The 25,805-nt window shown below is 71.3% G+C and carries 22 protein-coding genes; 9 read left to right on the top strand and 13 right to left on the bottom strand.

Annotation, left to right across the window (positions count from 1 at the left end; translation table 11 throughout):
* Positions 1 to 280: 280 nt before the first annotated feature.
* From J5X86_RS29035 to J5X86_RS29045, 4 genes are all read right to left on the bottom strand, one after another.
* Complete coding sequence (locus J5X86_RS29035; RefSeq protein ID WP_208519661.1) at positions 281 to 823, bottom strand: DUF4232 domain-containing protein; 543 nt, start codon at positions 821 to 823, stop codon at positions 281 to 283.
* Positions 824 to 1,042: 219 nt separating this feature from the next.
* On the bottom strand, positions 1,043 to 1,324 hold the full coding sequence (locus tag J5X86_RS29040) for a DUF397 domain-containing protein (protein ID WP_208519662.1): 282 nt from the start codon (positions 1,322 to 1,324) through the stop codon (positions 1,043 to 1,045).
* Positions 1,325 to 1,330: 6 nt separating this feature from the next.
* Complete coding sequence (locus tag J5X86_RS51080) at positions 1,331 to 1,459, bottom strand: DUF397 domain-containing protein (protein ID WP_308124766.1); 129 nt, start codon at positions 1,457 to 1,459, stop codon at positions 1,331 to 1,333.
* Positions 1,422 to 2,339 (bottom strand): helix-turn-helix transcriptional regulator, encoded by a 918-nt coding sequence (locus J5X86_RS29045; RefSeq protein WP_208519663.1) that lies wholly within the window; start codon positions 2,337 to 2,339, stop codon positions 1,422 to 1,424. The genes J5X86_RS51080 and J5X86_RS29045 overlap by 38 nt, the downstream gene beginning before the upstream one ends.
* A gap of 168 nt (positions 2,340 to 2,507) precedes the next feature.
* On the opposite strand from J5X86_RS29045, the gene J5X86_RS29050 reads away from it, so the two are divergent.
* Positions 2,508 to 2,963 (top strand): ATP-binding protein, encoded by a 456-nt coding sequence (locus J5X86_RS29050; RefSeq protein WP_208519664.1) that lies wholly within the window; start codon positions 2,508 to 2,510, stop codon positions 2,961 to 2,963.
* A 10-nt stretch (positions 2,964 to 2,973) separates the two neighbouring features.
* Here J5X86_RS29050 and J5X86_RS29055 read toward each other — a convergent pair whose 3' ends face one another.
* From J5X86_RS29055 to J5X86_RS29070, 4 genes are all read right to left on the bottom strand, one after another.
* The gene (locus tag J5X86_RS29055; protein WP_208519665.1) at positions 2,974 to 3,387 is read right to left on the bottom strand and encodes a Dabb family protein; all 414 of its coding nucleotides are present in this window, start codon (positions 3,385 to 3,387) and stop codon (positions 2,974 to 2,976) included.
* A 57-nt stretch (positions 3,388 to 3,444) separates the two neighbouring features.
* Positions 3,445 to 4,056 (bottom strand): ABC transporter permease, encoded by a 612-nt coding sequence (locus J5X86_RS29060; RefSeq protein ID WP_208519666.1) that lies wholly within the window; start codon positions 4,054 to 4,056, stop codon positions 3,445 to 3,447.
* A 214-nt stretch (positions 4,057 to 4,270) separates the two neighbouring features.
* Positions 4,271 to 5,314 carry a medium chain dehydrogenase/reductase family protein gene (locus J5X86_RS29065; RefSeq protein WP_208519667.1) on the bottom strand — a complete coding sequence of 348 codons (1,044 nt, stop codon included), beginning with the start codon at positions 5,312 to 5,314 and terminating at the stop codon, positions 4,271 to 4,273.
* A gap of 461 nt (positions 5,315 to 5,775) precedes the next feature.
* Complete coding sequence (locus tag J5X86_RS29070) at positions 5,776 to 6,435, bottom strand: TetR/AcrR family transcriptional regulator (RefSeq protein WP_208519668.1); 660 nt, start codon at positions 6,433 to 6,435, stop codon at positions 5,776 to 5,778.
* Between the two features lie 116 nt (positions 6,436 to 6,551).
* Here J5X86_RS29070 and J5X86_RS29075 point away from each other — a divergent pair, with 116 nt between their 5' ends.
* Positions 6,552 to 7,139: an SRPBCC family protein gene (locus J5X86_RS29075; protein WP_208519669.1), complete on the top strand. Its 588-nt coding sequence runs from the start codon at positions 6,552 to 6,554 to the stop codon at positions 7,137 to 7,139.
* A 70-nt stretch (positions 7,140 to 7,209) separates the two neighbouring features.
* Here the strand turns inward: J5X86_RS29075 and J5X86_RS29080 are convergent, their stop codons facing one another.
* The 4 genes from J5X86_RS29080 to J5X86_RS29095 all read right to left on the bottom strand — a co-directional run bounded on the left by J5X86_RS29080 (position 7,210) and on the right by J5X86_RS29095 (position 16,309).
* A complete protein-coding gene (locus tag J5X86_RS29080; protein WP_078641777.1) occupies positions 7,210 to 8,091 on the bottom strand; it encodes a carbohydrate ABC transporter permease in 882 nt (293 codons plus the stop codon).
* Complete coding sequence (locus tag J5X86_RS29085) at positions 8,088 to 9,461, bottom strand: carbohydrate ABC transporter permease (RefSeq protein WP_208519670.1); 1,374 nt, start codon at positions 9,459 to 9,461, stop codon at positions 8,088 to 8,090. The genes J5X86_RS29080 and J5X86_RS29085 overlap by 4 nt, the downstream gene beginning before the upstream one ends.
* A 24-nt stretch (positions 9,462 to 9,485) precedes the next feature.
* Positions 9,486 to 10,844, bottom strand: coding sequence for an ABC transporter substrate-binding protein (locus J5X86_RS29090; RefSeq protein WP_208519671.1), 1,359 nt, complete (start codon positions 10,842 to 10,844; stop codon positions 9,486 to 9,488).
* A gap of 287 nt (positions 10,845 to 11,131) precedes the next feature.
* The gene (locus J5X86_RS29095; RefSeq protein WP_208519672.1) at positions 11,132 to 16,309 is read right to left on the bottom strand and encodes an FtsK/SpoIIIE domain-containing protein; all 5,178 of its coding nucleotides are present in this window, start codon (positions 16,307 to 16,309) and stop codon (positions 11,132 to 11,134) included.
* 524 nt (positions 16,310 to 16,833) lie between these two features.
* On the opposite strand from J5X86_RS29095, the gene J5X86_RS29100 reads away from it, so the two are divergent.
* The 4 genes from J5X86_RS29100 (at position 16,834) to J5X86_RS29115 (ending at position 22,248) form a co-directional block, all read left to right on the top strand.
* The gene (locus tag J5X86_RS29100; RefSeq protein ID WP_208519673.1) at positions 16,834 to 18,558 is read left to right on the top strand and encodes a serine/threonine-protein kinase; all 1,725 of its coding nucleotides are present in this window, start codon (positions 16,834 to 16,836) and stop codon (positions 18,556 to 18,558) included.
* A 218-nt stretch (positions 18,559 to 18,776) separates the two neighbouring features.
* Positions 18,777 to 20,126, top strand: a complete 1,350-nt coding sequence (locus J5X86_RS29105; protein ID WP_208519674.1) for a serine/threonine-protein kinase — start codon at positions 18,777 to 18,779, stop codon at positions 20,124 to 20,126.
* Between the two features lie 40 nt (positions 20,127 to 20,166).
* The gene (gene prfB, locus J5X86_RS29110; protein ID WP_208519675.1) at positions 20,167 to 21,279 is read left to right on the top strand and encodes a peptide chain release factor 2; all 1,113 of its coding nucleotides are present in this window, start codon (positions 20,167 to 20,169) and stop codon (positions 21,277 to 21,279) included.
* A 291-nt stretch (positions 21,280 to 21,570) separates the two neighbouring features.
* On the top strand, positions 21,571 to 22,248 hold the full coding sequence (locus J5X86_RS29115; RefSeq protein WP_208519676.1) for a PT domain-containing protein: 678 nt from the start codon (positions 21,571 to 21,573) through the stop codon (positions 22,246 to 22,248).
* Between the two features lie 127 nt (positions 22,249 to 22,375).
* Here J5X86_RS29115 and J5X86_RS29120 read toward each other — a convergent pair whose 3' ends face one another.
* A complete protein-coding gene (locus J5X86_RS29120; protein WP_014061128.1) occupies positions 22,376 to 22,570 on the bottom strand; it encodes a hypothetical protein in 195 nt (64 codons plus the stop codon).
* Between the two features lie 329 nt (positions 22,571 to 22,899).
* Between J5X86_RS29120 and ftsE the strand changes: the two genes are divergently transcribed.
* The 3 genes from ftsE (at position 22,900) to J5X86_RS29135 (ending at position 25,790) form a co-directional block, all read left to right on the top strand.
* Entirely contained in the window at positions 22,900 to 23,589 is a 690-nt protein-coding gene (ftsE, locus tag J5X86_RS29125; protein ID WP_078641768.1) for a cell division ATP-binding protein FtsE, read from the top strand.
* Positions 23,590 to 23,598: 9 nt separating this feature from the next.
* Positions 23,599 to 24,510 carry a permease-like cell division protein FtsX gene (gene ftsX / locus J5X86_RS29130; RefSeq protein ID WP_020870885.1) on the top strand — a complete coding sequence of 304 codons (912 nt, stop codon included), beginning with the start codon at positions 23,599 to 23,601 and terminating at the stop codon, positions 24,508 to 24,510.
* Positions 24,511 to 24,578: 68 nt separating this feature from the next.
* Positions 24,579 to 25,790, top strand: a complete 1,212-nt coding sequence (locus J5X86_RS29135) for a S41 family peptidase (RefSeq protein WP_208519677.1) — start codon at positions 24,579 to 24,581, stop codon at positions 25,788 to 25,790.
* The last annotated feature ends 15 nt before the right edge of the window (positions 25,791 to 25,805 follow it).

Below are 25,805 nucleotides of genomic sequence, written 5' to 3' on the forward strand. Positions count from 1 at the left end.
CAGGCCCTCGATCGGGATTGCCGTCCCGGCCGGGGGCCGTCGTCTGTTTGCGGTTGTGTTGCGGTGAACGTAACGACCGGCGTGCTTCGCCCGCAAGCTGGTCACTCGTACGGGTGACCAGGAGGAAGGGTGGGTGGGCGGGTAGTTCTTTATCCCGGTTCTTTGGGGGAGTTCGTGGCCCGCCGGGCCCTCGCGTACGAGGGTCCGGCGGGCCCGGAATGACGACGCGGACCGGCCCCTGGCCGACTCAGGGACGGCGGTGAGAGGCTGTCCGGCTTGGTTACAGCCCGACCGGGTTGAGATAGGTGGCCGGGTGGGTGGCGCCGTCCTGCTTCAGGATCTGGCCGCCGAACGGCCACTTCAGGGTGAAGTGCTCCGTCTCGTTCGGCGGGGTGACCAGGAACTTCGCCGGAACGAACTTCTCCTTCTGCGGCGTGGAATCGGCCACCGGGAGCAGGTTGATGCTGAAGTCCGTCGTGTCTCCCGGCCCCAGGACCATCTTTTCGGGCGCCTTGGAGGAGCGCGCCAGTGACCAGGTGCCGTCGGTGTTCTGAGCGCCGATCATGTCGACACCGGCGAAGCCGGACAGGGTGCAGGTGCGGTTGCTCTGGTTGGTGAACCAGATGTGCGCCTGGGTTTGCCTCTCGGTCTGATCCATCTCCGGCTTCGCGTCCTCCCCCATGGCGAAGCCGGCCTTCAGGTCGGCGGTGTGGCAGCGGGTCGGCTCGGCCTTGGCGGTGGCGGCCGAGGCCGGGATGGCCGTAGCGGCAGTGCCCGCGACGACGAGGGCCGCAAGGGCCACGGCGGTCAGCTTGCTCTTCATGAAGTTTTGGGTCCCCTCGAATGCGAATCGGCGCGCGAAGTCAGTGCGCGCCTGCGCACCTGAAGATGTGCGAGGTCCGGGGGAGGTTCCGTGCGCCGGAGAGCCTATTTCGGACAGCCAGGCTCCCAAGTGCGGTCGTATGACGAGGGCTTATCCGGTGCGGGCCGTTGCGGCGTCGTGGGGCGGACACCGCAACGGCGACCAGGCAAAACGGGTAGGTCAGAGGCCGCGACCGGTCGTCAGTTCCTCAACGAACGCCTCCCAGGACGCCACCGCGAAGACCAGCACCGGTCCGTCGGGGTTCTTGCTGTCACGGACGGGAACGACCCTGGCCAAGTCGCCCACCTCGACGCAGTTGCCACCCTCCTGGTTGCTGTAGCTGCTCTTACGCCAGGTGGCGCCGCCCAGGTCGAGGCCCGCTACCTCGACGCAGTCACCACCCTCCTGGTTGCTGTAGCTGCTTCTGCGCCAGTGCGCGCCGTTCAGATCGAGGCCCGCCATGCCGGATCAGAGCCTGCGGCTGGTCGTCAGCTCATCAACGAAGGCGGTCCAAGAGGCCGCCGGGAAGACGAGCGCTGGGCCATCGGGCCGCTTGCTGTCACGGACGGGGACGACGCCGGGTATGCCGTCGGCCACCTCTACGCAGTTGCCACCCGCCTGGTTGCTGTAGCTGCTCTTGCGCCACGCGGCGCCGTTCAGATCGGGACGGGACACTCGCTCCACGGTGGTTGCCCTCCATCACGGATCGGATCATGTCGAGCGACATGAGCGGGGGCAGAGACACCGCCCGCAGCCGATCGTAGGTCACCGTGTAGTGCTTCACATCCGTTGGTTCCTCGACGAGTTGACCGAAGTCAGCCCCCTCTTTGTAGGCCACTTCGTCGCCATCCGGCAGGGTCAGCATGGTGAGGGATCCGCCCATCGCCTCATGCCCGCCCTGGTCGAACGGCAGCACCTGCACGGTGATGCGGGGCTCGGCGGCTGCTTTCAGCAATCGGTACAACTGGGCTCGCATGAGCGAGCGGCTACCGATCGGGCGCCGTAACACCGCCTCGTCCAGTACTACCCATAGCTCGGGCCGGTCCGGTGAACAACGCAGCCGCTCCTGTCGTCCGAGGCGAGCGGTGACGCGCTCCTCCAACTGCTGCTCTCCACTGAGTAAGGGATCGAGGCTCAGTACTGCCCGCGCGTAGTCCCTCGTCTGCAACAGACCGGGCACCACCTGCGCGGCGTACTCACGAATGGACACGGCCCGCTCCGAGTAAGCCATGAACGCCCGCGACCAGTCCGGGAACGCCTCCCGGTAGACGTACGGCCACATGTCCACCAGCAGGCTGTCCGCCCCGAGGGCGGTGTCGAGTGTCCGCGCCAGCTCGAACGTCGGTTTCGCCCCGGATGCCCGCTCGATCTGCGTGATCCGGGTGCTGACCACATGCGTTCGTTCGCCCAGCTCGGCCTGGGTCAGACCGGCGGCCGTGCGGAGTCTGCGGACCCGCGATCCGAACAGCGCCGCCATCGATGAACGAGGATCAACTTCTCTGGCCAAAACATCACTTCCGTTCCTTACGACCTGAAAGGTAAGGCGTCATGGCCTTTCGAGCGTAGACCCGCGACGCGATCCTTGAGCACGGAACGTCACGATGCGCACACGCTGCGAATCGTACGGACAATCGATCGGACGGAAATGGACAACGCCGTGCTGAAGACGACCACGGCGCCGGAGCCCGAGCCCGAACTCCGGGAACTCACCCAGCAGTTCGCCGCCACGCCGCGCGGAGCGCGTCTCGCTCGGCGGCTTGCCGTGCGGCGGATGGAGGAGTGGGGTTATCCGCCCGCGTCGGACGCGTCCTGCACGGTGGCCCTGCTGGTGGCGGAGCTGGCCTCCAACGCGGTGCGGCACGGCCGGGTGCCCGGACGGGACTTCCGTCTTCGCCTCGCCTGCGTAGCCGCCACGCGGACGATCCGTATCGAGGTCTCGGATGCCCGCGAGGGCCGCCTCCCGGCCATTCCGTCGGCGCCGACGGGCGATGACGAGTCGGGGCGTGGGCTCCTCCTCGTCGACCTGCTGGCCACCCGCTGGGGGACGACGCCTCGTTTCCCCGTCGGTAAGACGGTGTGGGCCGAGTGCGGTGCGCCGTGAGGTGACCCGGTCAACTCCCGTGCGCAAGAGCGCTGCTGCCGGTGTGGGAGTCGAGGCCGGACAGCAGCTCGGCGAGCCCCGGGTCGGCTTCGTAGTGCCGCTTCTGCAGCTCTGCGATCTTGGCGCCCAGTTCTGGGTGGGGGGTGTCGGAGATGTCGAAGCTCTCGAACCTTTCGATCAGAGGGAAGCCGACCCGTTCCGATGTCACGTGCACCGGGTGGATGAGGTACTCCCAGTACGCATCCAGATCTTCCAGGGCGAACACCGCACTCCAGTCGAAGTCGCTGTTGTATTCGCGGCCGAAGATGAACGATTTCACTGCGGGGATGGCCCGACCCTGGTCCTTGAGGCAGTCCAGCGCCTCGTCGATCTGCTGGGAGGTGACGCCTTCCCTGAGCTTCATGCGGATGCCGTGGTAGATCATCGAGTTCTCCTTGCCGTGGTGGGTGAAGGTGGGTGGTCAGTGGTCAGCGGTCAGCGCTCAGCGGACGGCGAGGCGGCGGCGTTCGAGGACGGTGGCGACGGCGTAGGCGCCGCCGCCGGCGATGGCGAGGACCCAGTAGAGGCCGGGGGTGCCGAGGAAGAGCGCGGCGGTGGAGGTCAGCGCGAGCCAGACGCCGAGGCCGTAGTGCAGGACGTTGCGGCGTGCGGCGCCTTCGCTGACGTAGAGCAGGCCGACAATGAGGCCGGAACCGGTGGGCCAGAGCATGGACTGCAGGTCGGGCATCTCGACGGCGGATGCCAGGCCGGTGATGGCGAGGAACAGGGCGGCGAAGCCGATGAGCCAGGAGGCGCCGAGCAGTTTGCCGGACAGGAGGTCCGGCCCCGCGGCGCCGCGCTGGGCGCGCAGGGCGGCGCGGGTGGCTTGGATGGTGCCGGCCGCCAGTCCGGCGCCGAGGAGTGCCATGGGCAGCCAGGCGGGCAGCTCGAGCAGCGGGCTGGTGCCCTTGGAGAGTGCGGCGGAGCCGTGCCCGAACACGTAGGCCAGTCCGAAGCCGATGTAGGCCGCGCGGTTGTCGACGTCGCCCGGTGAGCGCATCGCGGCGGCGGTGTTGGGGGCGGTGACCTGGGGGACGGCGGTGGCGAGGGGCATGACGGAACCTCCGGGGTGGTGGGGCGGGGTGAACTGACGAGAGGGGCGGACCGGCAGAGGTGGCCGAGAGCCGGCACGTGTACGTGCGTGGTCCGGGAAGCTGCCCGTGTGCCGGGCCGAGTGGGTGGTGCGTGGCGGTGGGCCGCGAGATGCCGCGTGGCACCAGCGGGTCGGCCGCCGTGGTCAGAGGCGTGCGGGTGCAGAACGCGCCGGGTCAGGCCCCCGGGACGAGGACGACCTTGCCGACGACGGTGCGGGACTCGGCGAGCGCCAGCGCCGAGGCGGCGTCGGACAGCGGGATCTCGGCTGCGATCTGCGGGGTGAGAATGCCGTCGGCCACCAGGCGCAGCACCTCGGTGAGGTCCTCGGTCAGTCGGCGCCGCCATTCCGTCAGGCAGCGTCGGCCCGCCCAGAAGTTGTAGAAGTGCGCGCTCTTGCCGTTGGGCAGCGAGTTCCACGCCGCGAGCTGCCCGAACAGCTTCAGTATCGGCAGTTGCGAGCTGCCCTCTTCGTCCTTCGTCGCCGCGGTGCCGTACGAGACCAGGGTTCCGCCCCGGCGCAGCAGCCGCCACGACTGCACCACTCCGGGGCCGCCGACGTGGTCGAAGACCGCGTCGACGCCGTCCGGCGCGATCTCCCGGATCTGGTCGTACATGTCCGGGTCGCGGTAGTCGACCGGGATCGCGCCCAGTTTGCGCACGCTCGCGTGGTGCCGCGCCGAGGCCGTGCCGATCACCGTGATCCCGGCGTGCCGGGCCAGCTGCACGAGGATGGAGCCGACACCGCCGTTGGCGCCCAGCACCACCACGGTTCCGCCGGCGCGCACCTTGGCCGTCCGGTGCAGCATCTGCCAGGCGGTGATCCCGTTGACGACCACGGTCTCCGCGATGGCCGCATCCATGCCGTCCGGCACCGGCGTCAGTTCCGCGGCGTCGATCAGCAGATGACTGGCCCATGCGCCGACCTTGGTGACCGCGGCGAACCGGCGTCCGGTCATCCCGGCGTCCACGCCGGGCCCCGTCGCGGTGACGGTGCCCACCACGTCGTACCCGGGCACGAAGGGGAACGGTGGCTGGTTGTAGTACTTGCCGCGGCGCATCTGCTGCTCGGCGAAGCAGACTCCGGTCGCGTCCATCCGCAGGAGGACCTGGCCCGTGTCCGGAGCGGGAAGGTCGCGGGTCCGGACCTCCAGGCCGCTCGGCTCGACCGCGCCGGGCAGGACGATCTCGGTGGCGCGGGTGGCGACCGGCGTACTCATGGGGGCTCCTTGAGGCTTCGGCTGTGTGTTTACGACCGTAAGGCTACGCACGTAAGTCGAGTGCGACAAGGGTCTACGGCAATAAACTTCACGCTGTAAGGTTACGGAGCGAAGAAGGCCGGTGCGGCCCTCGATGGTGACCGGCCTCGAGAAGGGGGCGACGGCCGTCGAAGAGGGGGTCGCCCGGTTCGGCGCCCTCGTTGGGGTCCGGTTTCATGGGCGCCCGCATGTCGGGACGATCCGCGGCGCGCCGTGCGACCGATGTGGTGCTGTGTGCGGACGGGCCCGCGCGGACGGGCCCGCGCGGACGGGCCCGCGCGGGCGGCGCTCTGTGGTGGCGTCGGCGGCGACAGGCTCAGAGCCGTCCTGCGCCGCCCCGGGTGCCGCGCAAGGCGGGGGACGCTGTCTCCGACGGCGCGTCCGTCGTCCCTGGCAGGTGTGCGGGTTGCCGGGGGCGGTGATCAGGCGTCTTTGAGGCAGGTGATTCTGGTGATGATGGAGTCGGCGATGCTCTCCTCGGACCAGGGGAAGGCGCGGATGACAGCACGCTGGTGCGCGAGGCCGTGCAGGCTGAGCCACAGTGTGATCGCGTCGAGCGCCGGGTCGCTGATGGCGCACTGGCCCGCGGCGGCGCAGTCCGTAAGAACGTCGACGAGTACCTGTATGGCCGTCGAACCGAGGCTGACGAGGTCCTCCTCGGTCAGAGAGTTGTCGCCCAGGGTTGGCATCCAGAGGCCGCCGAACATCGTGCGGTAGCGCTCGGGGTGGCTCTTCGCGAAGGCGAGGTAGGACCGGCAGACGGCATACAGCTGTTCTCGTGGGTTGTCACCGGCCTCCTGTGCGACGGAGCGCAGGAGGGTTTCCAGTTCGGCGAATTCCCGCTGTACGACGGCCAGCATGATGGCCGGCTGGTCGGGGAAGTGCGGGTAGATCGACGGGGCGGCGATGCCCACTTTGCGGGCGACCGACCGCAGGGTGATGGCGTGTTCGTCGCCGGTCTCGTCGAGGAGTGCCGCGGCGGCGGAGACGATGTCCTCGCGCAGGCGGCTGCCCTCGCCGCGACGGTTGCGTGCGCGCGCCCGTTTCGGTGCGGCCGGGCCTGCCGCGCTGGTCTTCTCCACTCCGTAACCTTACACCCCGAAGTTTATTGGCGTGAACCTCTTGTCGTGCTCAACTTACAGCCGTAGCCTTACGATCGTAAGTACACGCGTAAGCGATCGAGAAGAGGAAGACCTTGATGAACGCACGACGCAAGCTCCTGAAGGGCATCGGTGTCGCCGCACTCGGCACGACGGTGACTCTGGCCGTGCAGCCGGTGGCGGCGGCGGACGAGGCGCGGCCGAGTGCCCGGACCTACCAGGACTGCCAGGGGGTGACCGTCGACAAGGACGCCCCCGTGATCAGCAGGGCCAGCGTTCTCATCAAGGCGCCTCTGACGACGGTCTGGCGTCTGCACACGGATATCGACAACTGGGCGAGCTGGATACCCGAGATCACCCCGGCGCGGAAGACGACGCCGGGGCCGCTGCGCCCGGGTTCGTCCTTCGAATGGTCACCGCAGAACATGAAGGTCAAGTCGACGGTCAAGTCGGTCAAGCCGCTGCGGTGCACCGCATGGGGTGCACCCGTGAACGGCATCACCGGTGTCCACCTGTTCACCTTCAAGCCGGTCAAGGGCGGCGTGCTCGCCACCACCGAGGAGTCTTGGGCAGGCCCTCCCGTCGAAGCCGACATCCCCGGCAATCAGAGCAGCCTCGACGCGGGCCTCAAGGACTGGATGCAACGACTGAAGGACACCGCCGAGACGCGGTCCGGCTGTCACTGACCACAAAGGGGCGGCCCGGCACCCCCCCCGTGAGGGGCGCCGGGCCGAGGTGAGTCGGGGTGGTGCGGGGTTACTTCACCGCGCCCGCCATCACGCCCGCCACGAACTGCCGCTGGAAGGCGAAGAAGACCGCCAGCGGGATCAGCATCGAGACGAACGCGCCCGGGCCGAGGATGTCGATGTTGTTGCCGAACTGCCGGACCTGCTGCTGCAGGGCGACCGTGATCGGCGGGTTGCCGCTGTCCGCGAAGATCAGGGCGACCAGCATGTCGTTCCAGACCCACAGGAACTGGAAGATGCCCAGCGAGGCGATGGCCGGGCCGCCCAGCGGCATCACGACGCGCAGGAACAGGCGCAGTTCGCCCGCGCCGTCCAGGCGGGCCGCCTCCAGCAGTTCACGGGGGATCTCCGCGAAGAAGTTCCGCAGCAGGAAGATCGCGAAGGGCAGGCCGAAGGCGGTGTGGAAGAGGACCACGCCCGTGGTGGTCTGGAAGATGCCGATCTCGCCGAAGAGCTTGGCCACCGGGATCAGCGCGACCTGGACCGGGACGACCAGCAGGCCGACCACGATGAGGAACCACCAGTCGCGGCCGGGGAAGTCCATCCAGGCGAAGGCGTAACCGGCAAAGGCGCCGATCACCACGACCAGCAGTGTCGCCGGGACGGTGATCGCGAGGGTGGTCCACAGCGAATCGGTGATCTGCTGATTGCCCAGGATCTTGTCATAGCCGCTGAAGGTGAGCTGTCCGGGGTCGGTGAAGACCTTCCACCAGCCCGAGAGGTCCACCTCGGCCGGGTCCCGCAGGGAGGACAGCAGCAGTCCGGCGGTCGGCATCAGCCACAGCAGGCCGATCAGGAGGAGGACGACCCGCATCACCCCGCCGCCGGCGCGGGCGGCGATCCGCGCGACCAGGGACTGCTTCGCCTGTACGACCGTGTCCGCGCTGGTCATCGGCGGCTCTCCCTTCGGATCCGGCGGATGTTGATGAACATGATGGGCAGCACGAGCAACAGCAGCAGTACGGCGATGGCGCTGCCGAGACCCTGGTTGACATCGGTGCCGAAGGACGACTGGAAGAGCTGGAGCGCCAGCACATTGGCGTCGTCCTGCGAGGGGCCCGGCGCGATGATGTACACCAGGTCGAAGATCTTCATCACGTTGATCATCAGTGTGACGACGACGACCGAGAGCACCGGCGCCAGCATCGGCACCGTGATCCGCCGGAAGACCTGCCACTCGGTGGCGCCGTCCATCCGCGCGGCCTCCATCAGCTCGCGCGGCACCCCCGCGAGCCCCGCCGCGATCAGCACCATCGCGAAACCGGCCCAGATCCAGACGTACGCCCCGATGATGGCCGGGGTGACGATGGACGGGCCGAGCCAGTCCACGCCGTTGTACGGCTGGGCGAAGTTCCAGGCGGGCAGCCGCAGTTGGGCGCCCTCGGCCTTGGCGGGGAGGGTGTACGTACCGTCCGCCGCCGATGTCGTCCGGGCGACGACCTTGCCGTCCTTGACCGCCTCGATCTTGAGGTCGGCCATCGCCTTCTCGCCCTTGTCGATGGCGCCCTGCTCGCCCCCGCCGCCCCGGGTGAAGTCGAACCAGACGGTGCCGGTCACCTTCCCCGGCTCGGCCTTGGCGGCCTTGGCGTCCTGCGCCTCGCTGATGTCCCCGCGCTTGGCCGCGACCAGCGGCAGCGAGGCGGGGGTGCCGGCGCGGACGGTGTCCCGGGTGGTGAACGAGCCGTTGGATGCCTCGGTCAGCCCGGCGGTGGGACGCGGATGGGCGCCGGGGAACGGCGGCGACTCGCTGAAGGAGTCATGCACGCCCACCCACATGGCGTTGGCCACGCCCTTGTCCGGGTCCTGCTCGTAGACCAGCCGGAAGATGATGCCCGCCGCCAGCATCGAGATCGCCATCGGCATGAAGACGACCAGCTTGAAGGCGGTGGCCCAGCGGATCCGCTCGGTGAGCACGGCGAAGATCAGGCCCAGGGCGGTGGAGACGGTCGGGGCCAGGATCAGCCAGATGATGTTGTTCTTGATCGCCGTCTTGGTGGCGTCGTCGGAGAACATCTCCTGGTAGTTGTCCAGGCCGACGAAGCCATTGCCCGAGGCGTCGAAGAAGCTCCGGTAGACGGAGTAGCCGATCGGATAGACGACGAGCGCCCCGAGCAGCACCAGGGCGGGCAGCAGGAACATCGCCGCCAGCCAGGGGCGGGTGCCCATGACGCTCTTCCTCTTTTTGGCGCCCGGTCGCTGTGCCGGTGGGGCGGACGATGCCCGGCCAGGTGTGGCCGCGCCGTCCGCTGTCGCGGTCGACATGATGTGGTTCTCCCGGTCGAGTGGTCAGTTCTTGTACGCCTTGGCGGCATCCGCTTCTAGCTGGCGCTGGATGCCTTCGACATTCCTCGGGTTCTTGAGGAAGTCCTGGAGCGCTTTCCATTCGCCCTGGGCCGGCTTGCCACCGAAGGAGGCGGGAGCCTGGTCGGACATGTCGAACCGGAAGTCATTGCCCGCCGCGATCAGCGCTTGTGCGATCTTGCGCATCGAGGCATTGGGATAGGCGCTGAACTTGACGTTTTTGTTCGCCGAGATGAACCCGCCGGACTGGGCCCAGATCGTCCCGGCGTCCGGGGAGGCGAGGAAGGTGAGCAGCGCCTGCGCCGCCTTGCTGTTCGTCAGCGCCACGCCGACGTCGCCGCCGGTCACCACCGGTGCCTTGTCGCCCACCGCCGGGAACGGGAACACCTTCGCGTCCTGGTCGAGCTCCGCGCCCGCGTCGGCGACGTTGGCGGCGACGAAGTCGGCCTCGAAGACCATGCCCGCGTCCGGCTCCGCCTTGTTGCCGAATGCCTTGGTGACGGAGTCCGGGAACGCGGTCTGCAGCGCACCGCTGCGGCCTCCCGCGACCAGACCCTTGGTGCCCCACAGCTCGGCGAGCGTCTCGAGCGCCTTCTTCACCGACGGATCGGTCCACTTGATCTTGTGCTGGGCGAGCTGGTCGTACTTCTCCGCGCCCGCCTGGGAGAGATAGACGTTCTCGAACCAGTCGGTGAGCGTCCAGCCGTCCTGGCCGCCGATCGCGACCGCGTCGGTGCCGGAGTCGGAGATGAGCTGGGCCTGCGCCAGGAATTCCTGCCAGGTCTTCGGCACCTTGGCGCCCGCGTAGTCGAACGCGGAGGTGTTGTACCAGAGCAGGGATTTGTTGCTGGTCTTGAAATACACCCCGTAGGGCTTGCCCTGGTACGAGCCGAGGTCCTGCCAGCCCTTGGCGTAGTTCTTGGCCAGCTCGGCACTGGCGGCGGCGCCGAGCGGCTTGGCCCAGCCCTTCTGGGCGAACTCGCGCATCACGCCGACCTGCCCGACCATCGCGACATCCGGCGGGGCGCCGCCCGCGACCTTCGAGCCGACGAAGCCCGCCATGTCGTCACCGCTGGGTACGAAGGAGACCTTGGCGCCGGTGCGTTTCTCGAACTCCTTCAGCACCTTGGTGAAGTTTTCCTGTTCGGTGCCCGTCCATACCGCGGTGACCTGGAGTTTCTGCCCCTTGAGATTCGGCAGTTTCACGGTGTTCGGCGGTGGACCGCCGCTGACCGTGTCTCCGTCGTCACCGCCGCAGCCCGCGGCGGTGAGCATGAGTGCTCCCGCCGCCAGCAGGGCCACCGCAGCTCGTGTCGAACGCTTCGCAGGAAGCGATACGTGCATCCCCGTGTTCCCTCCGATGCCGACCGCCCCCGTGCGGCCGTGTCCCGTGCGAGTAGTCCTACGCCCGGTCACCGAACGTGGCAATACTGCGTCCGGCGTTCACTCACGGATCGTGATCGGGCCGTGATGAACGATCGGCAGAGAACGGGGCAGGTGGGTCAGACGGGAGGATGGGCGGAACGGCTCGAAAAGCCGGTCAGGAGCGACGGGATCGGTCGGGAACGGGCAGGAAACGGGCAGGGCGCGGCCTGCGACGGGCGGGAGCGGGCAGCGGCGGGCGGGGGCGGTCAGATCAGCGCGGGTGCGGTGGGCGCGTCCGCCGACTGCGCGGCGCGCTGCAGCGCACTGGCGAGAAGCGCGAGGTCGGTGGGGCCGTTCCCCAGCTCGCGCAGCGGCCGGCGGGCGGGCGGATCGCCCATCCGCCGCCATTCCAGCGGCACGACGGTGGGCCGCTGCGTGGCGGTGCGCGGTATCCGTCCGGTCACCCGGCCCGCCTGAAACGGGGTGCCCCCGGCGTCCTCCGGGCGGAACAGCCGCCCACGGCCCGGGGCCGGGTCGCCGCCCGGGGCGGCTGCGGCCGCGGGGGTGGATGTGACCGAGCGTGGCGATGCGGCGGGGGCCGTATCGGGCCGCTCGGGCTCCCCATGGCGGTGCGTGGGCTGGGTGGGTGCCGTGGGGTGTGCGGCGGCGGTGGGGTGTGCGGGGTTCAGCGGGCGCGGGTCCAGGACGATCCGGAGTCCGGCCCGCTCGACGGCCACCGTGTCCGCCGTACGGTCCGGGCGGCCGGACGCCACGACCAGATGCACCCCGAGGCGGGCGCCGTCGCGGGCGATCGCCTCCAGGGCGCGGACGACCGAACCGGCCGCCGGACGGCCGGGACTGCCGAGGGCCGGGGCCACCAGCGCGTCGAAGTCGTCGACGAGCACGACGAGACGGGGAAGGAAGGGGCGCGGGCGGGCGGCTGCCGCTGCCGCGCTCGCGGTGCGCTGAGCGCGCAGATTGAGCGTGTGGAGGGTGTCGCTGGGTGGCGGGTCGATATCGCCGGGCGGGCGGGGCGCGACGACACGGGCGGAACCGGGGCCGGGGGCGCCCGGGGTGCTGCTTGGGGTGCTTGGGGTGCCGCCCGGGTCGGCGGCGCCGTCACCGCCACCTCCGCCGCCGCCCTCGCCATCGCCGTGGTGCGGCCGGGCGTGCCAGGCGGTGAAATCCAGCCGGTCCAGCAACTCGGCGCGGCGCTTGAGCTCCGAGCTGAGCGCCTGCGCGAACTCCCGCATCCGTACCGGGTCGGTGGCCGCCAGATGCGTCGAGACATGCGGCAGATCCGTGCACACCCGCAGCCCCTCGCCCGCTCCGGCCCCGGCCCCGGCTCCGTCGATGAGAATGAGCTCTAGGCGGTCCGGCCGTTCGGCGGCCGCGAGCGACGCGGCGAACGAGCGCAGCAACTCCGTCTTACCGGTGCCCGCCGTGCCGTCGATCAGCGCGTGTGGACCGTCGGCGGCCAGATCGACGGCGAGCGCGCCGCGCGGCCCGGCGCCGAGCACCGCCAGCGCCCGGCCGCCCGCCGGGACCTCGTCCGCCGCGGCTGCCCAACGGGCCAGCAGCGACGCGGGCGTGGCCCGCGCCAGGCCCAACTCGTCCAGCAGCCGCGCCGAGTCCGGCAGCGGAACGGTCGGCGGGCCGTCGGAGCCGCCGAACGCGCCGCCCTGCGCGGAGGCGGCCGGGCGCAGGGGCGCGAGCGCCCGCGCGAACCGCTCGGCCCACGCCGCCGACACCGCGTCCACGGTCACGGTCGTGGTGGCGCCGGTCGCGCCGGTGAGCCCGGAGACACCAGTGACCCCGGCGATGCCGGACGTGGCTCCGTCTCCGTCCCCGTCCCCGTTCCCGTTCCCGTGGACGATCTGCAGTCCTGTGGCCACATCGCCGCTCAGCACGGCCGCCACCCCGGAGGCCGCGAAGGCCGCGGACGCGGCACAGGCCGCCTCATAGCTCATCGGCAGCGGGGACGTGGGCGACGCGGCGGGCGCCTCGGTCAGACAGAGCAGATGGATCCCGGCCGCGGAGCCGGTCACCGCCAGCCGGGCGAGCGTGTCGTGCAGCGCGGCCGGACCGGGCGCGCCGTCCACGACCACCACGGTGCGCGGCCCGACGTGGCGCGCCGCCGTGGACGCCGCGGCGGCGGGGGAGGCGCTCGCCCAGCCCGGGCCCAGCGGCCCGTCCTCCAGCCGCCGGGTCAGCTCGTCCGTACGGGCCGTGGCCTGCTCCCCGTCGTACGCGAGCAGCAACCGGCAGTCCTGCCCGCGCAACGGCTGGACCTGCGGCAGCCAGCCGAGCCACGACCACTCCGCCAGCCGCTCCTCGCCGCTGATCAGCACGATCTCCAGCGCGGCCGGTGAGTGCAGCGCCGCGAGTTGCGCCACGACGGACCGGGCGAGCCCCGCCACCCGCGCCCGTGGCCCCGCCAGCCCCAGCGAGCCGCACTGCCGCAGATCGACGGTCACGGGCGCGGCGGCCAGCAACCTGCCGTCCGCCGCCAACTGGTCGGCCGAGCCGAGACGCACGGTGAGCGCGTCGGGATGCCCCTGGGCGCGCTCCCACAACCGGGAGCCCGGCCCCAGCGCCGTCATCAACACGGTGGCCGGATCCGGCCACCGCCGCTGCAGCACCTCCGCCTCCGCTGCCGCCCGCTCCGCCGCGCCCCGCGCGCCCCCGTCCTGCCGCACCCCGCCCCGCTCGGCCGACTTCCCCCCGGCCAACTGCCGCACCCAGGCTCCTATGCCCCGCCGCCGCGCCTGCGCCCCCGGCGCATCCAGCGCATAGGCCCCGGCATGCGTACGATCACCCGCCCCACGCCGCCCAGGGCCGCTGACCCCCGAGCCCCCGGCCTGCGGCCGCTCGCGCTGCCCGCGCTGCGCGCTGTCGGCGGGAGCCCCGCCTTGGCCCGCATGGCCGGGGTCGGCCGAGCTGTGGCCGTCGCGCGGCCCGGCGCCCGGCTGACCGCCGGGGTAGGGGGTGCGCTGTCCGGAGGCGGCTGATGGGCCGTCGTACGGCGCTCCCTGGTAGGCCGCGTCGGCGGGCTGTCCGCCGGTGGCGGAGGGTCCCTGGTCGTACGGCTGCTCGCCGCGCCGGGTGGCGCCGTAACCTCCGCCCGGACCCGGCTGCCGCCCGGAGTCGGCGTCGCCGTCGTGGTGGCGGCTGTGGCCTGCGTCGGCGCTGCCGTACGGCGAGCCGCCGGGGCTCGCGTCGGCGGGCTGGTTGCCGGCGGACCAGGGCTGCTGTGGGCGTCGGCCGCGTCCGTCCGTGTCGCCGCGCCCTTGGCCGTAGGGCTGCCCGCCGCGCGGGGCGGCGCCGTAGCCCGCGTCGCCCTCGCCCTGCCGACCGCGGCCCGCGCCCGCGCCGCCGTACGGCGAGTCGCCGGGGTACGCGTCGCCGGGAGCCGTGCCGTGGCCCGTGCGGCCAGGGTCGGCCGGGCGGTCGGCCGGGCGCTCGGCCGGGCCGTGCCCGGCGCGCGGCCCCGGCCGGCCGCCGGGGTACGCACGCTCGGGGGTTTCGCCGCGCCCTTGACCGTGCGGCTGCCCGCCGCGCGGGGTGGCACCGGGGGATCGGGTGTCGGTCGGCCGTGGGCCTTGGCCCGGCTGACCGCCGCCGCTGCCGCCCGTGCCGGGCCGGTCCTGGGCGGACCGCTCGGGCTGCCCCGCCGGGCCATGTCCGGCGGCTCCCGGCCGGGGGGTGCGCTCGCCGCGTCGGGTGGGGGTGGTGGACGGGTCGTCGTACGGCTGGTCGCCGGGGGCCGAGGGGCCCTGCGGATCCCGGCCGCGGCGGCTCGTTTCGCCGTGTCCTTCGTCGCGCGGCCGCTCACCGCGCCGACCGGCGCCCGCTGCGCCGTAAGGCGAGCCGCCCGGGCTCACCGTGCCGCCGGTCGGCCAGTGGCCGCCCTGCCCGTCCTGGCTCTCGTGGCCGGACCCGCGACCGCCCGTGCCGCTGCGCCTCCCGGCTGCTGCCCCCTCGCCGGGGTGCCATCCGTCGTCCCGGTGGCCTTGGGCGCCTGCCCCGCCCGGGGTTCCGACGCTCGTGCCGCGCGCCCCGGTGGGTCCCGTGTCAGGACCCCAGTTGTCGTCTTCCCGGTGGCCGCGGGTGCCCGCTCCGCCCGGGGTTCCGGTGCTCGTGCCGCGCGCTCCGGTGGCTCCCGAGCCGGGACCCCAGCCGTCGTCGTCCCGATGGCCTTGGGCGCCTGCCCCGCCCCGGGCCCCGGCGCCCGCGCCGCGACCCCGCGCCCCGGCGCTCGTGCCGCGCGCTCCGGTGGCTCCCGAGCCGGGACCCCAGCCGTCGTCGTCCCGGTGGCCTTGGCCACCCGCCCCGCCCCGGGCCCCGGCGCCCGCGCTGCGCGCCCCGGTGGGTCCCGTGCCAGGACCCCAGCCGTCGTCGTCCCGGCGGGAGTCGCGGGTGCCCGCGCCGCGCGCCTCGGTGGGTCCCGTGCCCGAGCTCCAGCCCTCCTCGCCCCGGCGGGGATCCCGGGGGCCGGTGCCCGCGCCCCCGTCGTACAGCCCGGGTGCGGAGTGAGCCTCGTCACCGGGCTGGGCGACCCGCGTCCAGCCGGTGCCGGGGTGGTGCCCGGGAGGTGTCCAGGCGCCCTCGGCGGAGTGGGTGGGGGCGGACTGGGGGGCGCCGGTCCAGGGGCCCTCCGCGTGGGTGGGGCGGTCCCCGGCGGGCGTGACGCGGAGGTGGCCCTCGCCGTCCGCGTGGACCGGAAGGCGCGAGGGGGCCGACGGGAATACTGACGTCGCGGAGGGGACGCGCAGCCGCAGGGCGGACTCGCCGATCCGCAGCAGCGCCCCCGGCTCCAGCGGGACCGGATGGGTGCCCACGGGGACGCCGTCGGCGGCGGTGCCGTTGGTCGAGCCGAGGTCGGCGATGGTCACACGGCCGTCCTCGGCGACGGTGACCGCGCAGTGCAGCCGGGAGACGTCGGGGTCGTCCAGCGGGACGTCCGCGTCGGCGGAGCGGCCGATGCGGACCTGGCCGCCGTGGAGCAGATGGACGCCGCCCGCGTCGGGCCCCGCGACCACGTCCAGATGGACCGTGGCGTCGGCCACGGCGGTCTCGGGGAGGCCGGGATAGCCGGGGTAGTGGCCGGAGTCGGGATCGGCCGGGGCGTGCAGGGAGAGCACCGCGCCGTCCACCAGCGGCGGCTCGCCCAGCGCACAGCGCTGCGGGTCCAGCCGCTCACCCCCCGCGTACAGCACCACCGCGCCGCCGCCACCGCTGCCGCCCCCCGACTCGTACCCGGCCGCGGCGACCGCGTCGGCGAGCCCACTGGCCACCGAGGCGAGGGCCGTGCCGACAGGGGCGGTGACCAGGACGTCCACCGCGCCCATGAGGGCATGCGGCGCGGACGCGGGCGCAGGATGGTGGCCGGAACGGCCCGGGTGGGCGCTGCGCGGCCCGAGGACGGTCAGCCGAATCTGCATCGCCGTCAACGGTCCCTTCTGTCCGGGGGGCCGGGCAGGGGTGCCGACCCCCACCACCGCCCCCAGGCCCTTCGGCACGTACAGGTCCGTACGGGGTCGTACGGGTCACGGAGCGTGAGCCCCCCGGCGCTCGGCGCTTCCGTGCTGCCTGCATCCTCGCACCTGCCACCGACACTTCGCCCGCCGCCCGGCGCCACATGATCTTGATTGGTCGGCTAGTCGGCCGAAACTGGCTGATTGCGACCGGAACGGCTGCCCTTGAGACGCCCGGCGGGTCCCGATCGAGCGGCGATCGAGCGGCCCGGACCGCCATCGGCAACCATCTGCCCGGATCACACGTCTTCCCCGGCGCCGGACCCTCGTGTGGTGATCGGATAGGGCTCATCGTGCGTCGCCATTACAGTGGGGCGGACGAGCACCACAAGCAGACCGTCAAGCAGAGCAGCAAGCAGAGCAGTAAGCAGCACAGCCAGCAGACCCATCGCAGACCACCGATGTAAGACCACGATCAGGGAGCGCATGACGTGCGGCCGGTAGGCAGCAAGTACCTGCTCGAGGAGCCGCTCGGGCGCGGAGCCACGGGCACCGTATGGCGGGCAAGCCAGCGGGAGGCGGCGGGGGCCGAGGCCGCCGTGGCCGGGCAGCCCGGCGAGACCGTCGCGATCAAGGTCCTCAAGGAGGAGCTCGCGAACGACGCGGACATCGTGATGCGCTTTCTCCGTGAGCGCTCGGTGCTGCTGCGGCTCACCCACCCCAATATCGTCCGCACCCGCGACCTGGTGGTCGAGGGTGATCTGCTGGCCCTGGTCATGGACCTGATCGACGGTCCGGATCTGCATAAATACCTGCGCAGCAACGGCCCGTTCACCCCCGTCGCCGCATCCCTCCTCACCGCCCAGATCGCGGACGCGCTTGCCGCCAGCCACGCCGACGGCGTCGTGCACCGCGACCTGAAGCCCGCCAACGTGCTGCTCGCGGGCACCGGCGAGGGCCAGGAAATGCACCCGATGCTGACCGACTTCGGCATCGCGCGCCTCGCCGACTCGCCCGGCCTCACCCGCACCCAGGAGTTCGTCGGCACTCCCGCCTATGTGGCGCCGGAGTCCGCCGAGGGCCGTCCGCAGACCTCCGCCGTGGACATCTACGGCGCGGGCATCATGCTCTACGAGCTGGTCACCGGACGTCCGCCGTTCGCCGGCAACACCGCCCTCGAGGTCCTCCACCGCCACCTCAGCGAGGAGCCGCGCCGCCCCTCGACCGTGCCCGAGCCGCTGTGGACCGTCATAGAGCGCTGTCTGCGCAAGCGGCCCGAGGAGCGCCCCAGCGCCGAGAGCCTGGCCCGTGCGCTGCGCGTGGTCGCCGCCGGTGTCGGGGTGCACGCCTCCGCCGCGCAGGCCGAGGCGGCGCTCGGCGTCGCCGCGCTGCTCGCCCCGGACCCGGCGCCCGCGCCGGTCCCGGACACCGCGCCCGCGGGCACGGCCGACCCGACCCAGGTGCTCCCGAACGCACCGGGGGGCACCCCCTCGTACGACCCGGCCGCGGCCACCAATGTGATGCCGACCACCGGGGCGAACGCCGGGGGCAACGCCGACCCCACCCAGGTGCTGCCGACCGGCTCCGGCCCGGCCGGAGGCGCCGATCCGACGCGCGCCATGCCGCCCGTGCCGCCGGGCCAGGACGATCCGCACCCCTGGCAGAACCAGCTACGCGCGGCCCGCGACCGCAATGAGCAGACGCAGGTCCAGTACCTCGACCCGAGCCAGGACCCGCTGCGCCGCCGCCCGCACCGCGCCGCGCCCCAGCAGCCGTATCAGCAGCAGCAATACCAGCAGCCGCAGCAGTATCAGCAGCCCCAGCAGCCGCCCCAGCCGCAGCCGCCCCAGGGCCGGCGGGGCCGCCAGCAGCCGCCGCCGTACGCCCAGCAGCAGCCGCAGCAGTACGCCCCGGCGCCGCACCACCCCCAGCAGCCCCAGCCGCAGCGCTACGCTCCGCCGCCGCAGCAGCCGGAGCCGCGCCAGGAGCCCCGGCAGCGCGGCTCCAGCCCGAACCGGATGAAGATCCCGGGTCTGGGGTGCCTCAAGGGCTGCCTGTTCGTGATCGTGGTCCTGATCATCGGCTCTTGGCTGGTCTGGGAGCTGAGCCCGCTCAAGGACTGGATCGCCGATGGGAAGAGCTACTGGGACGCGGTCACGGGCTGGGCCGGCGACGTCCAGAAGTGGATCGAGGACCTCGGCGGCCCCAGTAGCTGATCCGTCAGCACCACCGTCCCCGTTTCCGGCCCGTCTCCGCCTCGACTCTCCGGCCCGACCCTGGCCTCCCCACCTCCGACTCCGGTGATTTGTCGACATCCGAAGGGTGTTTTCCGCCGCAGAAGTGACAGTTGGCGCTGTCTGGTGCACCCAACGCGCCAGTAGCCGCGTAGCTTTGTCGCCAACGTGCCCCCCTTGTCGGAGGATTCGGAGCAGTCTTGTCACGGAAGATCGGCAGTCGGTACACCGCGCACCAGCTCCTGGGGCGCGGCAGCGCCGGCACGGTGTGGCTGGGCGAGGGACCCGAGGGCCCCGTCGCCATCAAGCTCCTGCGTGAGGACCTCTCCTCCGACCAGGAGCTCGTGGAGCGCTTCGTCCAGGAGCGCACCGTACTGCTCGGCCTCGACCACCCCCGGGTGGTCGGGGTGCGCGACCTGGTGGTCGACGGCAATGACCTGGCGCTGGTCATGGACCTGATCCGCGGTACGGATCTGCGCACCCGCCTCGACCGCGAGCGCCGGCTCGCTCCCGAGGCCGCCGTCGCGATCGCGGTGGACGTCGCGGACGCGCTGTCCGCCGCGCACGCCGCCGGGGTCGTCCACCGCGACGTCAAGCCGGAGAACGTACTGCTGGACATGCGGGGCCCGCTCGGCCCCGGCGGTGCGCACCCCGCCCTGCTCACCGACTTCGGCATCGCGCGCCTGGTGGACGAGCCGACCCCGATCCGCGCCCAGCCGGCCCGCGACCGGGCCTCGTCCCAGGGCCGCTCGCCGAACCCGCGCAGTGTGATCGGCACCCCGGACTATCTCGCCCCCGAGATCGTCGAGGGGCTGCCGCCCCGGGCCAGCGTGGATGTGTACGCCCTCGCGACGGTCCTCTACGAGATGCTGGCCGGCTTCACGCCCTTCGGCGGCGGCCATCCGGGCGCGATCCTGCGCCGCCATGTGACCGAGACCGTGGCGCCACTGCCCGGGATCCCCGACGAGTTGTGGCAGCTCCTCCTCCAGTGCCTGGCCAAGGCGCCCGCCTCCCGGCTGCGCGCCTCCGAGCTGGCCACCCGGCTGCGCGAGCTGCTGCCCAGTCTGGCCGGATATCCGCCGCTGGACATCGACGAGCCCGATGAGCAGCAGGAGGGCGAGCAGCGGAAGGGCACGGAGGCGGAGACCCCGCACCGCGGCGTCTCCGTGTCCGCCGCCGGGCCCGGCTCCGGCCCAGTACACACGACCCCGCGTCGGCGCGGCGCGGTGCCGCTGGTCCCCGGCGCGGTGCCGGACTCCAGCCGCGAGACCCACACCAGCATGCGGGTGCCCAGCGCGGACGAGCTCGCGGGCGGCGCCCATGGCACCGCCCGCGCGCCCCGGGTGCACGGCCAGCGCCGGGCGGGCTCGGCCCGTAACCCCGTGGTCGCGGGCGCGCTGCGCCGCCGTCGGCTCAAGGTGGCCGCGATCACGCTGGCCGCCCTGGTCGCGGTGGGGCTCGGCGGCTGGCTGGTGGCGGGCGGCGACGACGGTGGCGAGCAGCCCAAGGGCGGCGAGCACTCCGTCTCCCAGGACCCCGGTACGCCATGACCGGGGACGGTCAGTCTTCCGTAGCGGTTACGCTGGTCCCGTGGCAGTCGTCGATGTATCCGAAGAGCTGAAGTCCCTCTCCTCGACCATGGGGTCGATCGAGGCCGTCCTGGACCTCGACAAGATGAGGGCCGACATCGCCGTGCTCGAGGAGCAGGCGGCGGCCCCGTCCCTGTGGGACGACCCGGAGAACGCGCAGAAGGTCACCAGCAAGCTCTCCTATCTCCAGGGACACCTGCGCCGGGCCGAGGAGCTGCGCGGCCGGATCGATGATCTCGAGGTGCTGTTCGAGCTCGCCGCCGACGAAGGCGACGCGGACGCCCGCGCCGAGGCCGAGGCCGAGCTGGAGGCCGTACGCAAGGCGGTCGACGAGATGGAGGTGCGCACCCTCCTGTCCGGCGAGTACGACTCCCGTGAGGCGCTCGTGAACATCCGCGCCGAGGCGGGCGGGGTGGACGCCGCCGACTTCGCCGAGCAGCTCCAGCGGATGTATCTGCGCTGGGCCGAGCGCCACGGCTACAAGACCGAGATCTACGAGACGTCGTACGCGGAGGAGGCCGGCATCAAGTCGACCACCTTCGCCGTGCAGATTCCGTACGCCTACGGGACGCTCTCCGTCGAGCAGGGCACCCATCGCCTGGTGCGGATCTCGCCGTTCGACAACCAGGGCCGCCGCCAGACCTCCTTCGCGGGCGTCGAGGTGCTGCCGGTCGTCGAGCAGACCGACCACATCGAGATCGACGAGTCCGAGCTGCGCGTGGATGTCTACCGTTCCTCGGGCCCCGGCGGCCAGGGCGTCAACACCACCGACTCCGCGGTGCGGTTGACCCACATCCCCACCGGCATCGTCGTCTCCTGTCAGAACGAGCGCTCGCAGATCCAGAACAAGGCGACCGCGATGAACGTCCTCCAGGCCAAGCTGCTCGAGCGGCGCCGCCAGGAGGAGCAGGCCAAGATGGACGCGCTCAAGGGCGACGGCGGCAATTCCTGGGGCAACCAGATGCGTTCGTACGTCCTGCACCCGTACCAGATGGTCAAGGACCTGCGCACCGAGTTCGAGGTCGGCAATCCGCAGGCGGTGCTCGACGGTGAGCTCGACGGCTTCCTGGAGGCCGGAATCCGCTGGCGCAAGCAGCAGGAGCAGGGGAAGTAACCTTCCCGCTGGGCCCCCAACGGGCCCCGTACACCACGGTTTTGGTCACAGTCCTGTACCCATGCATGCCGCATCCACTTCCATAGCGGACATCTCGCATGCAATGGCCTTGACGATGATCTGAAAACTGGGAAGGCTGACGCGCGGCATGCGTATGACTGGGGCGCGTGTGAACGGGGGCCGGCGGACCGCCTCAGAGGGATGGGGACCGCGGAGAATGCGACACCCCGAGCCGTTGCCCCGTGCATAGCTGCTCCATTGACGAGTACAGCTACTGGGGGTAGCAGGCAGATGACGAAGAAGACGCGGCTCCGCGTTGCGCGCATAGCTGCCGGTGCGGTGATCGCCGCCGGCGCATCGCTCACCGCCGCCGGCGCCGCCTCGGCCGTTGGTGTTGACGTCGGTATCGGCGGCGTGAACGTTTCGGCGAACGCGGACGAGAAGGGTCTGGACGTCGGTGTCGGCATCGGCAACGGCCACGGCAAGCCGACCGAGGACCCGACCGACGAGCCGACCTCGATCCCGACGGGCGAGCCGACCGAAGAGCCGACCGACCCGCCCACGGAAGAGCCGACCGACCCGCCGACGGAGGACCCGACTCAGCCGCCGACCGGTGAGCCGACGGATGAGCCCACTCAGCCGCCGACCGGTGAGCCGACCGACGAGCCCACCGACGAGCCCACCGGCGAGCCGACCGCCGCGCCGAGCTCGCCCGGCCAGGGTGGCGGCAGCGGTGGTGGCGACGACAGCACCTGCACGGTGGACCTCGACAGCACCAACTGCGACGACAACACCGGCACCGACAACGTCGGCTCCAAGCCGGTGGAGCAGGGCAAGGCCAAGGAGCAGCTGGCCGAGACCGGTTCCTCCGAGACCACGTTCCTGCTGGTCGGCGCCGCGACGATGATCGCCGGCGGTATCGGCTTCCGCTTTGTGCCGCGTCTGGTGAACCGCAACAACATCGCCTGATCGCGCGCTCTACGCACGGTAAGGGGCCCGGAGCTCTCCAGAGCTCCGGGCCCCTTGTGCGTTCAGAGGGTGTGCCGTGCGTTCAGAGGGTGCGCCACACCCGATGTATAGTCTGCGTAACGCTCCGTTACGCCGTCGCCATCTCATGTGCGAGCACGGCCACCGTGATGAGCGCCACCAGCAGCGCTATCAGTGCGGCCGGCGTCAGCCCACCGAAGATGCCGTCCTGCTGCAGGCGCTCCCTGCTGGCCCGGCAGACCGGGCAGCGGCCCTCGCTGACGGGGCTCGCGCAGTTGGCGCAGACGAGCCTGTCGTACGTCATGCGCTTTCTCCTCCCGCGCGGCGGTGCCGCAGTAGATACGGGACCAACGCCCAGCGAAATGGGTTTGTTCCCCTTCCACTGTGCCAGCTTCCGCCCGGTTCGGCGCGCCCCGCACGATTCCGTGCCGCATCCGTACCGGTTTCGTGGTCGTTTCAGCCGCCACGACAGGCGGTTTGTCAACCGTTTGACCCCAATAGTGCAGTGAAGAAACCCACCCGCGCCGGACGGCGGACTGCGCGCCCGCGCGCGGTTCGCGTATGGTCACGCTCACCGACGGGAGCCGCTTCGGCTGCAGCCCGTACCGCTACCCAGGTCACCGTGGTGCTCCAGTGATCCGATTCGACAACGTATCCAAGACATACCCCAAGCAGAACCGTCCCGCACTCCGGGATGTCTCGCTCGAGATCGAGAAGGGCGAGTTCGTCTTCCTCGTGGGCTCCTCGGGGTCGGGAAAGTCCACTTTCCTCCGGCTGCTCCTCCGCGAGGAGCGCGCCAGCCATGGCGCGGTCCATGTGCTCGGCAAAGATCTCGCGCGGCTGTCCAACTGGAAGGTGCCGCAGATGCGCCGCCAGTTGGGGACCGTCTTCCAGGATTTCCGGCTGCTCCCCAACAAGACGGTCGGGGAGAATGTCGCCTTCGCGCTCGAGGTGATCGGCAAGCCGCGCACCGCCATTCGGAAAACCGTCCCCGAGGTGCTCGATCTGGTGGGACTGGGCGGTAAAGACGACCGTATGCCCGGCGAGCTCTCCGGTGGTGAACAGCAGCGGGTGGCCATCGCCCGCGCGTTCGTCAACCGTCCGATGCTGCTGATCGCCGACGAGCCGACGGGAAACCTGGACCCGCAGACGTCCGTCGGCATCATGAAGCTGCTGGACCGGATCAACCGGACCGGCACCACCGTCGTCATGGCGACACACGACCAGCAGATCGTGGACCAGATGCGCAAGCGCGTGATCGAACTTGAGAAGGGCCGCCTCGTCCGCGACCAGTCCCGCGGCGTCTACGGCTACCAGCACTGAAAGGACGCCATGCGCGCCCAGTTCGTCCTGTCGGAGATCGGCGTCGGTCTCCGCCGGAATCTCACGATGACATTCGCGGTCATCGTCTCCGTCGCCCTCTCGCTCGCCCTGTTCGGCGGGTCCCTGCTCATGCGCGAGCAGGTGAGCACGATGAAGGGCTACTGGTACGACAAGGTCAACGTCTCGATCTTCCTCTGCAACAAGAACGACAAGGAGACCTCGGCCAACTGTGCCAAGGGCGCGGTCACCGAGGCCCAGAAGCAGGAGATCGAGTCCGAGCTCAAGCAGATGAACATCGTCGAGTCGGTGCACTTCGAGACCAGTGAGGAGGCGTACAAGCACTACAAGGAGCAGTTCGGCGACTCGCCGCTGGCCGATTCCCTGACCCCGGACCAGATGCAGGAGTCCTTCCGTATCAAGCTGAAGGACCCCGAGCGCTATGACGTCATCTCCACGGCCTTCGCCGCCCGCCCCGGGGTGCAGGAGGTCCAGGACCAAAAGGCCCTGGTCGACGACCTGTTCAATCTGCTCAACGGCATGAATTTCGCGGCGCTCGGCGTGATGACGCTGATGCTGATCGTCGCGTTGATGCTGATCGTCAACACGGTGCGGGTGTCGGCGTTCAGCCGCCGCCGGGAGACCGGGATCATGCGATTGGTCGGCGCGTCCAGCTTCTATATCCAGATGCCGTTCATCATGGAGGCCGCCATCGCGGGGCTGCTGGGCGCGGGCTTCGCCTGCGTACTGCTGGTGAGCGGGCAGTACTTCCTGGTCAACAACTGGCTGGTGGACAAGATCGATGTGATCAACTTCATCGGCTGGGACGCGGTGCTCGCCAAGCTGCCGCTGGTGCTCGCGATTGGCCTGCTCATGCCCGCGCTCGCGGCGTTCTTCGCGTTGCGCAAGTACCTCAAGGTGTGACATTCGCCTACGGCGCCGTGCCGGACAACCCCCGGTACGGCGCCTGTTGGTGCCCTACACTCACCGGCATGTCGGGCCCGTGTTTGTTCGTCCAGCCCCGCCGCATTCGCCGCGGGGCCGCCCTGACATTGGTCTTCGTGAGCGTGCTCGCCACCGGGGCGGCCGTCGGTTCCTGGGGCGCCGAGCCCGGACCGCGCCAGGACCCCCACCCCGCCCGGATGCCGGCTCGTGCCTATGTCGGCGCGGTCGAGAGCGACCAGGTCAAGGCGGCCGCGGCCGCGGCCCAGGAGGACGGGAAGTCCGGTTCGAAGGCCGCCCGCGAGGTGGTCAGCCGCAGCGGAGACCGGTGGGGCGCGGTCTACAGCGCCCGTGAGTACGAGGGCTTCCGCCAGAACCTCGACGGTGCGTACGTCGGCGTCGGGATCTCCGCCCACCGGGACGCCCAGGGGCGGATCGCCGTCGAGCGGGTCGAGCCCGGCAGCCCCGCCCAGAAGGCCGGGATCCGGGCCGATGACCGGCTGCGCACGGTCGACGGCAAGAACGTGACCGGGCGGCCGGTCACCGAGGTCGTGGCCCTGCTGCGCGGCCCCGCCGACGGCTCCCCGGGCACCCGGGTGGAGCTCGGGCTGCGGCGTGGCGGACAGAAGTGGACGCAAGAGCTCCGCCGGGCCCGGCTGACCACGGACCCGGTGACCGTCGACCGGCTCAGCGGTTACGACGACCACAGACCCGGCGCCGTCCGGATCAAGGTCGACTCGTTCACCAAGGGCACCGGAGAGCGGATCCGGCGGGCGGTGCGCTCCATCCCCCGGGGCGACGGCATCCTGCTCGATCTGCGGGGCAACTCCGGCGGGCTGGTCTCCGAGGCCGTCACCGCCGCCTCCTCCCTCCTCGACGGTGGCCTGGTCGCCACCTATGACGTCCGTGGTGACCAGCGAGTTCTCGACGCGCGACCGGGCGGCGACACCGACAGCCCGCTGGTGGTGCTGGTCGACGGCGGCACCATGAGCGCCGCCGAACTGCTCACCGGCGCCCTTCAGGACCGCGGCCGCGCCGTGGTCGTGGGCTCCCGAACCTTCGGCAAGGGCTCGGTGCAGATGCCGAGCGAACTGCCCGACGGCTCGGTCGCCGAGCTCACCGTGGGCCACTACCGGACCCCGGCCGGGCGTAACGTCGACGGCGAGGGCATCGCACCGGATCTGACGGTCAAGGGCGACGACGGCCCATCGGCCGAGGCGCGGGCGCGCACAGTATTGAGTGGCCTCGGGGGCGGGTCCTAGTGCGAGAATGGCCTG

This window comes from Streptomyces sp. NEAU-YJ-81 (genome assembly GCF_017592595.1).
Lineage (GTDB): Bacteria > Actinomycetota > Actinomycetes > Streptomycetales > Streptomycetaceae > Streptomyces > Streptomyces hygroscopicus_B.

What these genes read in the sequence shown, in the direction of transcription:
- J5X86_RS29095 (WP_208519672.1), bottom strand. Translation starts at nt 16,309, where the DNA reads ATGCAGATTCGGCTGACCGTCCTCGGGCCGCGCAGCGCCCACCCGGGC.
- J5X86_RS29090 (WP_208519671.1), bottom strand. Translation starts at nt 10,844, where the DNA reads ATGCACGTATCGCTTCCTGCGAAGCGTTCGACACGAGCTGCGGTGGCC.
- J5X86_RS29135 (WP_208519677.1), top strand. Translation starts at nt 24,579, where the DNA reads ATGTCGGGCCCGTGTTTGTTCGTCCAGCCCCGCCGCATTCGCCGCGGG.
- J5X86_RS29120 (WP_014061128.1), bottom strand. Translation starts at nt 22,570, where the DNA reads ATGACGTACGACAGGCTCGTCTGCGCCAACTGCGCGAGCCCCGTCAGC.
- ftsX (WP_020870885.1), top strand. Translation starts at nt 23,599, where the DNA reads ATGCGCGCCCAGTTCGTCCTGTCGGAGATCGGCGTCGGTCTCCGCCGG.
- J5X86_RS29050 (WP_208519664.1), top strand. Translation starts at nt 2,508, where the DNA reads ATGGACAACGCCGTGCTGAAGACGACCACGGCGCCGGAGCCCGAGCCC.
- J5X86_RS29115 (WP_208519676.1), top strand. Translation starts at nt 21,571, where the DNA reads ATGACGAAGAAGACGCGGCTCCGCGTTGCGCGCATAGCTGCCGGTGCG.
- J5X86_RS29055 (WP_208519665.1), bottom strand. Translation starts at nt 3,387, where the DNA reads ATGATCTACCACGGCATCCGCATGAAGCTCAGGGAAGGCGTCACCTCC.
- J5X86_RS29080 (WP_078641777.1), bottom strand. Translation starts at nt 8,091, where the DNA reads ATGACCAGCGCGGACACGGTCGTACAGGCGAAGCAGTCCCTGGTCGCG.
- J5X86_RS29060 (WP_208519666.1), bottom strand. Translation starts at nt 4,056, where the DNA reads ATGCCCCTCGCCACCGCCGTCCCCCAGGTCACCGCCCCCAACACCGCC.
- J5X86_RS29085 (WP_208519670.1), bottom strand. Translation starts at nt 9,461, where the DNA reads ATGTCGACCGCGACAGCGGACGGCGCGGCCACACCTGGCCGGGCATCG.
- J5X86_RS29075 (WP_208519669.1), top strand. Translation starts at nt 6,552, where the DNA reads ATGAACGCACGACGCAAGCTCCTGAAGGGCATCGGTGTCGCCGCACTC.
- J5X86_RS29035 (WP_208519661.1), bottom strand. Translation starts at nt 823, where the DNA reads ATGAAGAGCAAGCTGACCGCCGTGGCCCTTGCGGCCCTCGTCGTCGCG.
- J5X86_RS29045 (WP_208519663.1), bottom strand. Translation starts at nt 2,339, where the DNA reads ATGGCGGCGCTGTTCGGATCGCGGGTCCGCAGACTCCGCACGGCCGCC.
- J5X86_RS29065 (WP_208519667.1), bottom strand. Translation starts at nt 5,314, where the DNA reads ATGAGTACGCCGGTCGCCACCCGCGCCACCGAGATCGTCCTGCCCGGC.
- J5X86_RS29040 (WP_208519662.1), bottom strand. Translation starts at nt 1,324, where the DNA reads ATGGCGGGCCTCGATCTGAACGGCGCGCACTGGCGCAGAAGCAGCTAC.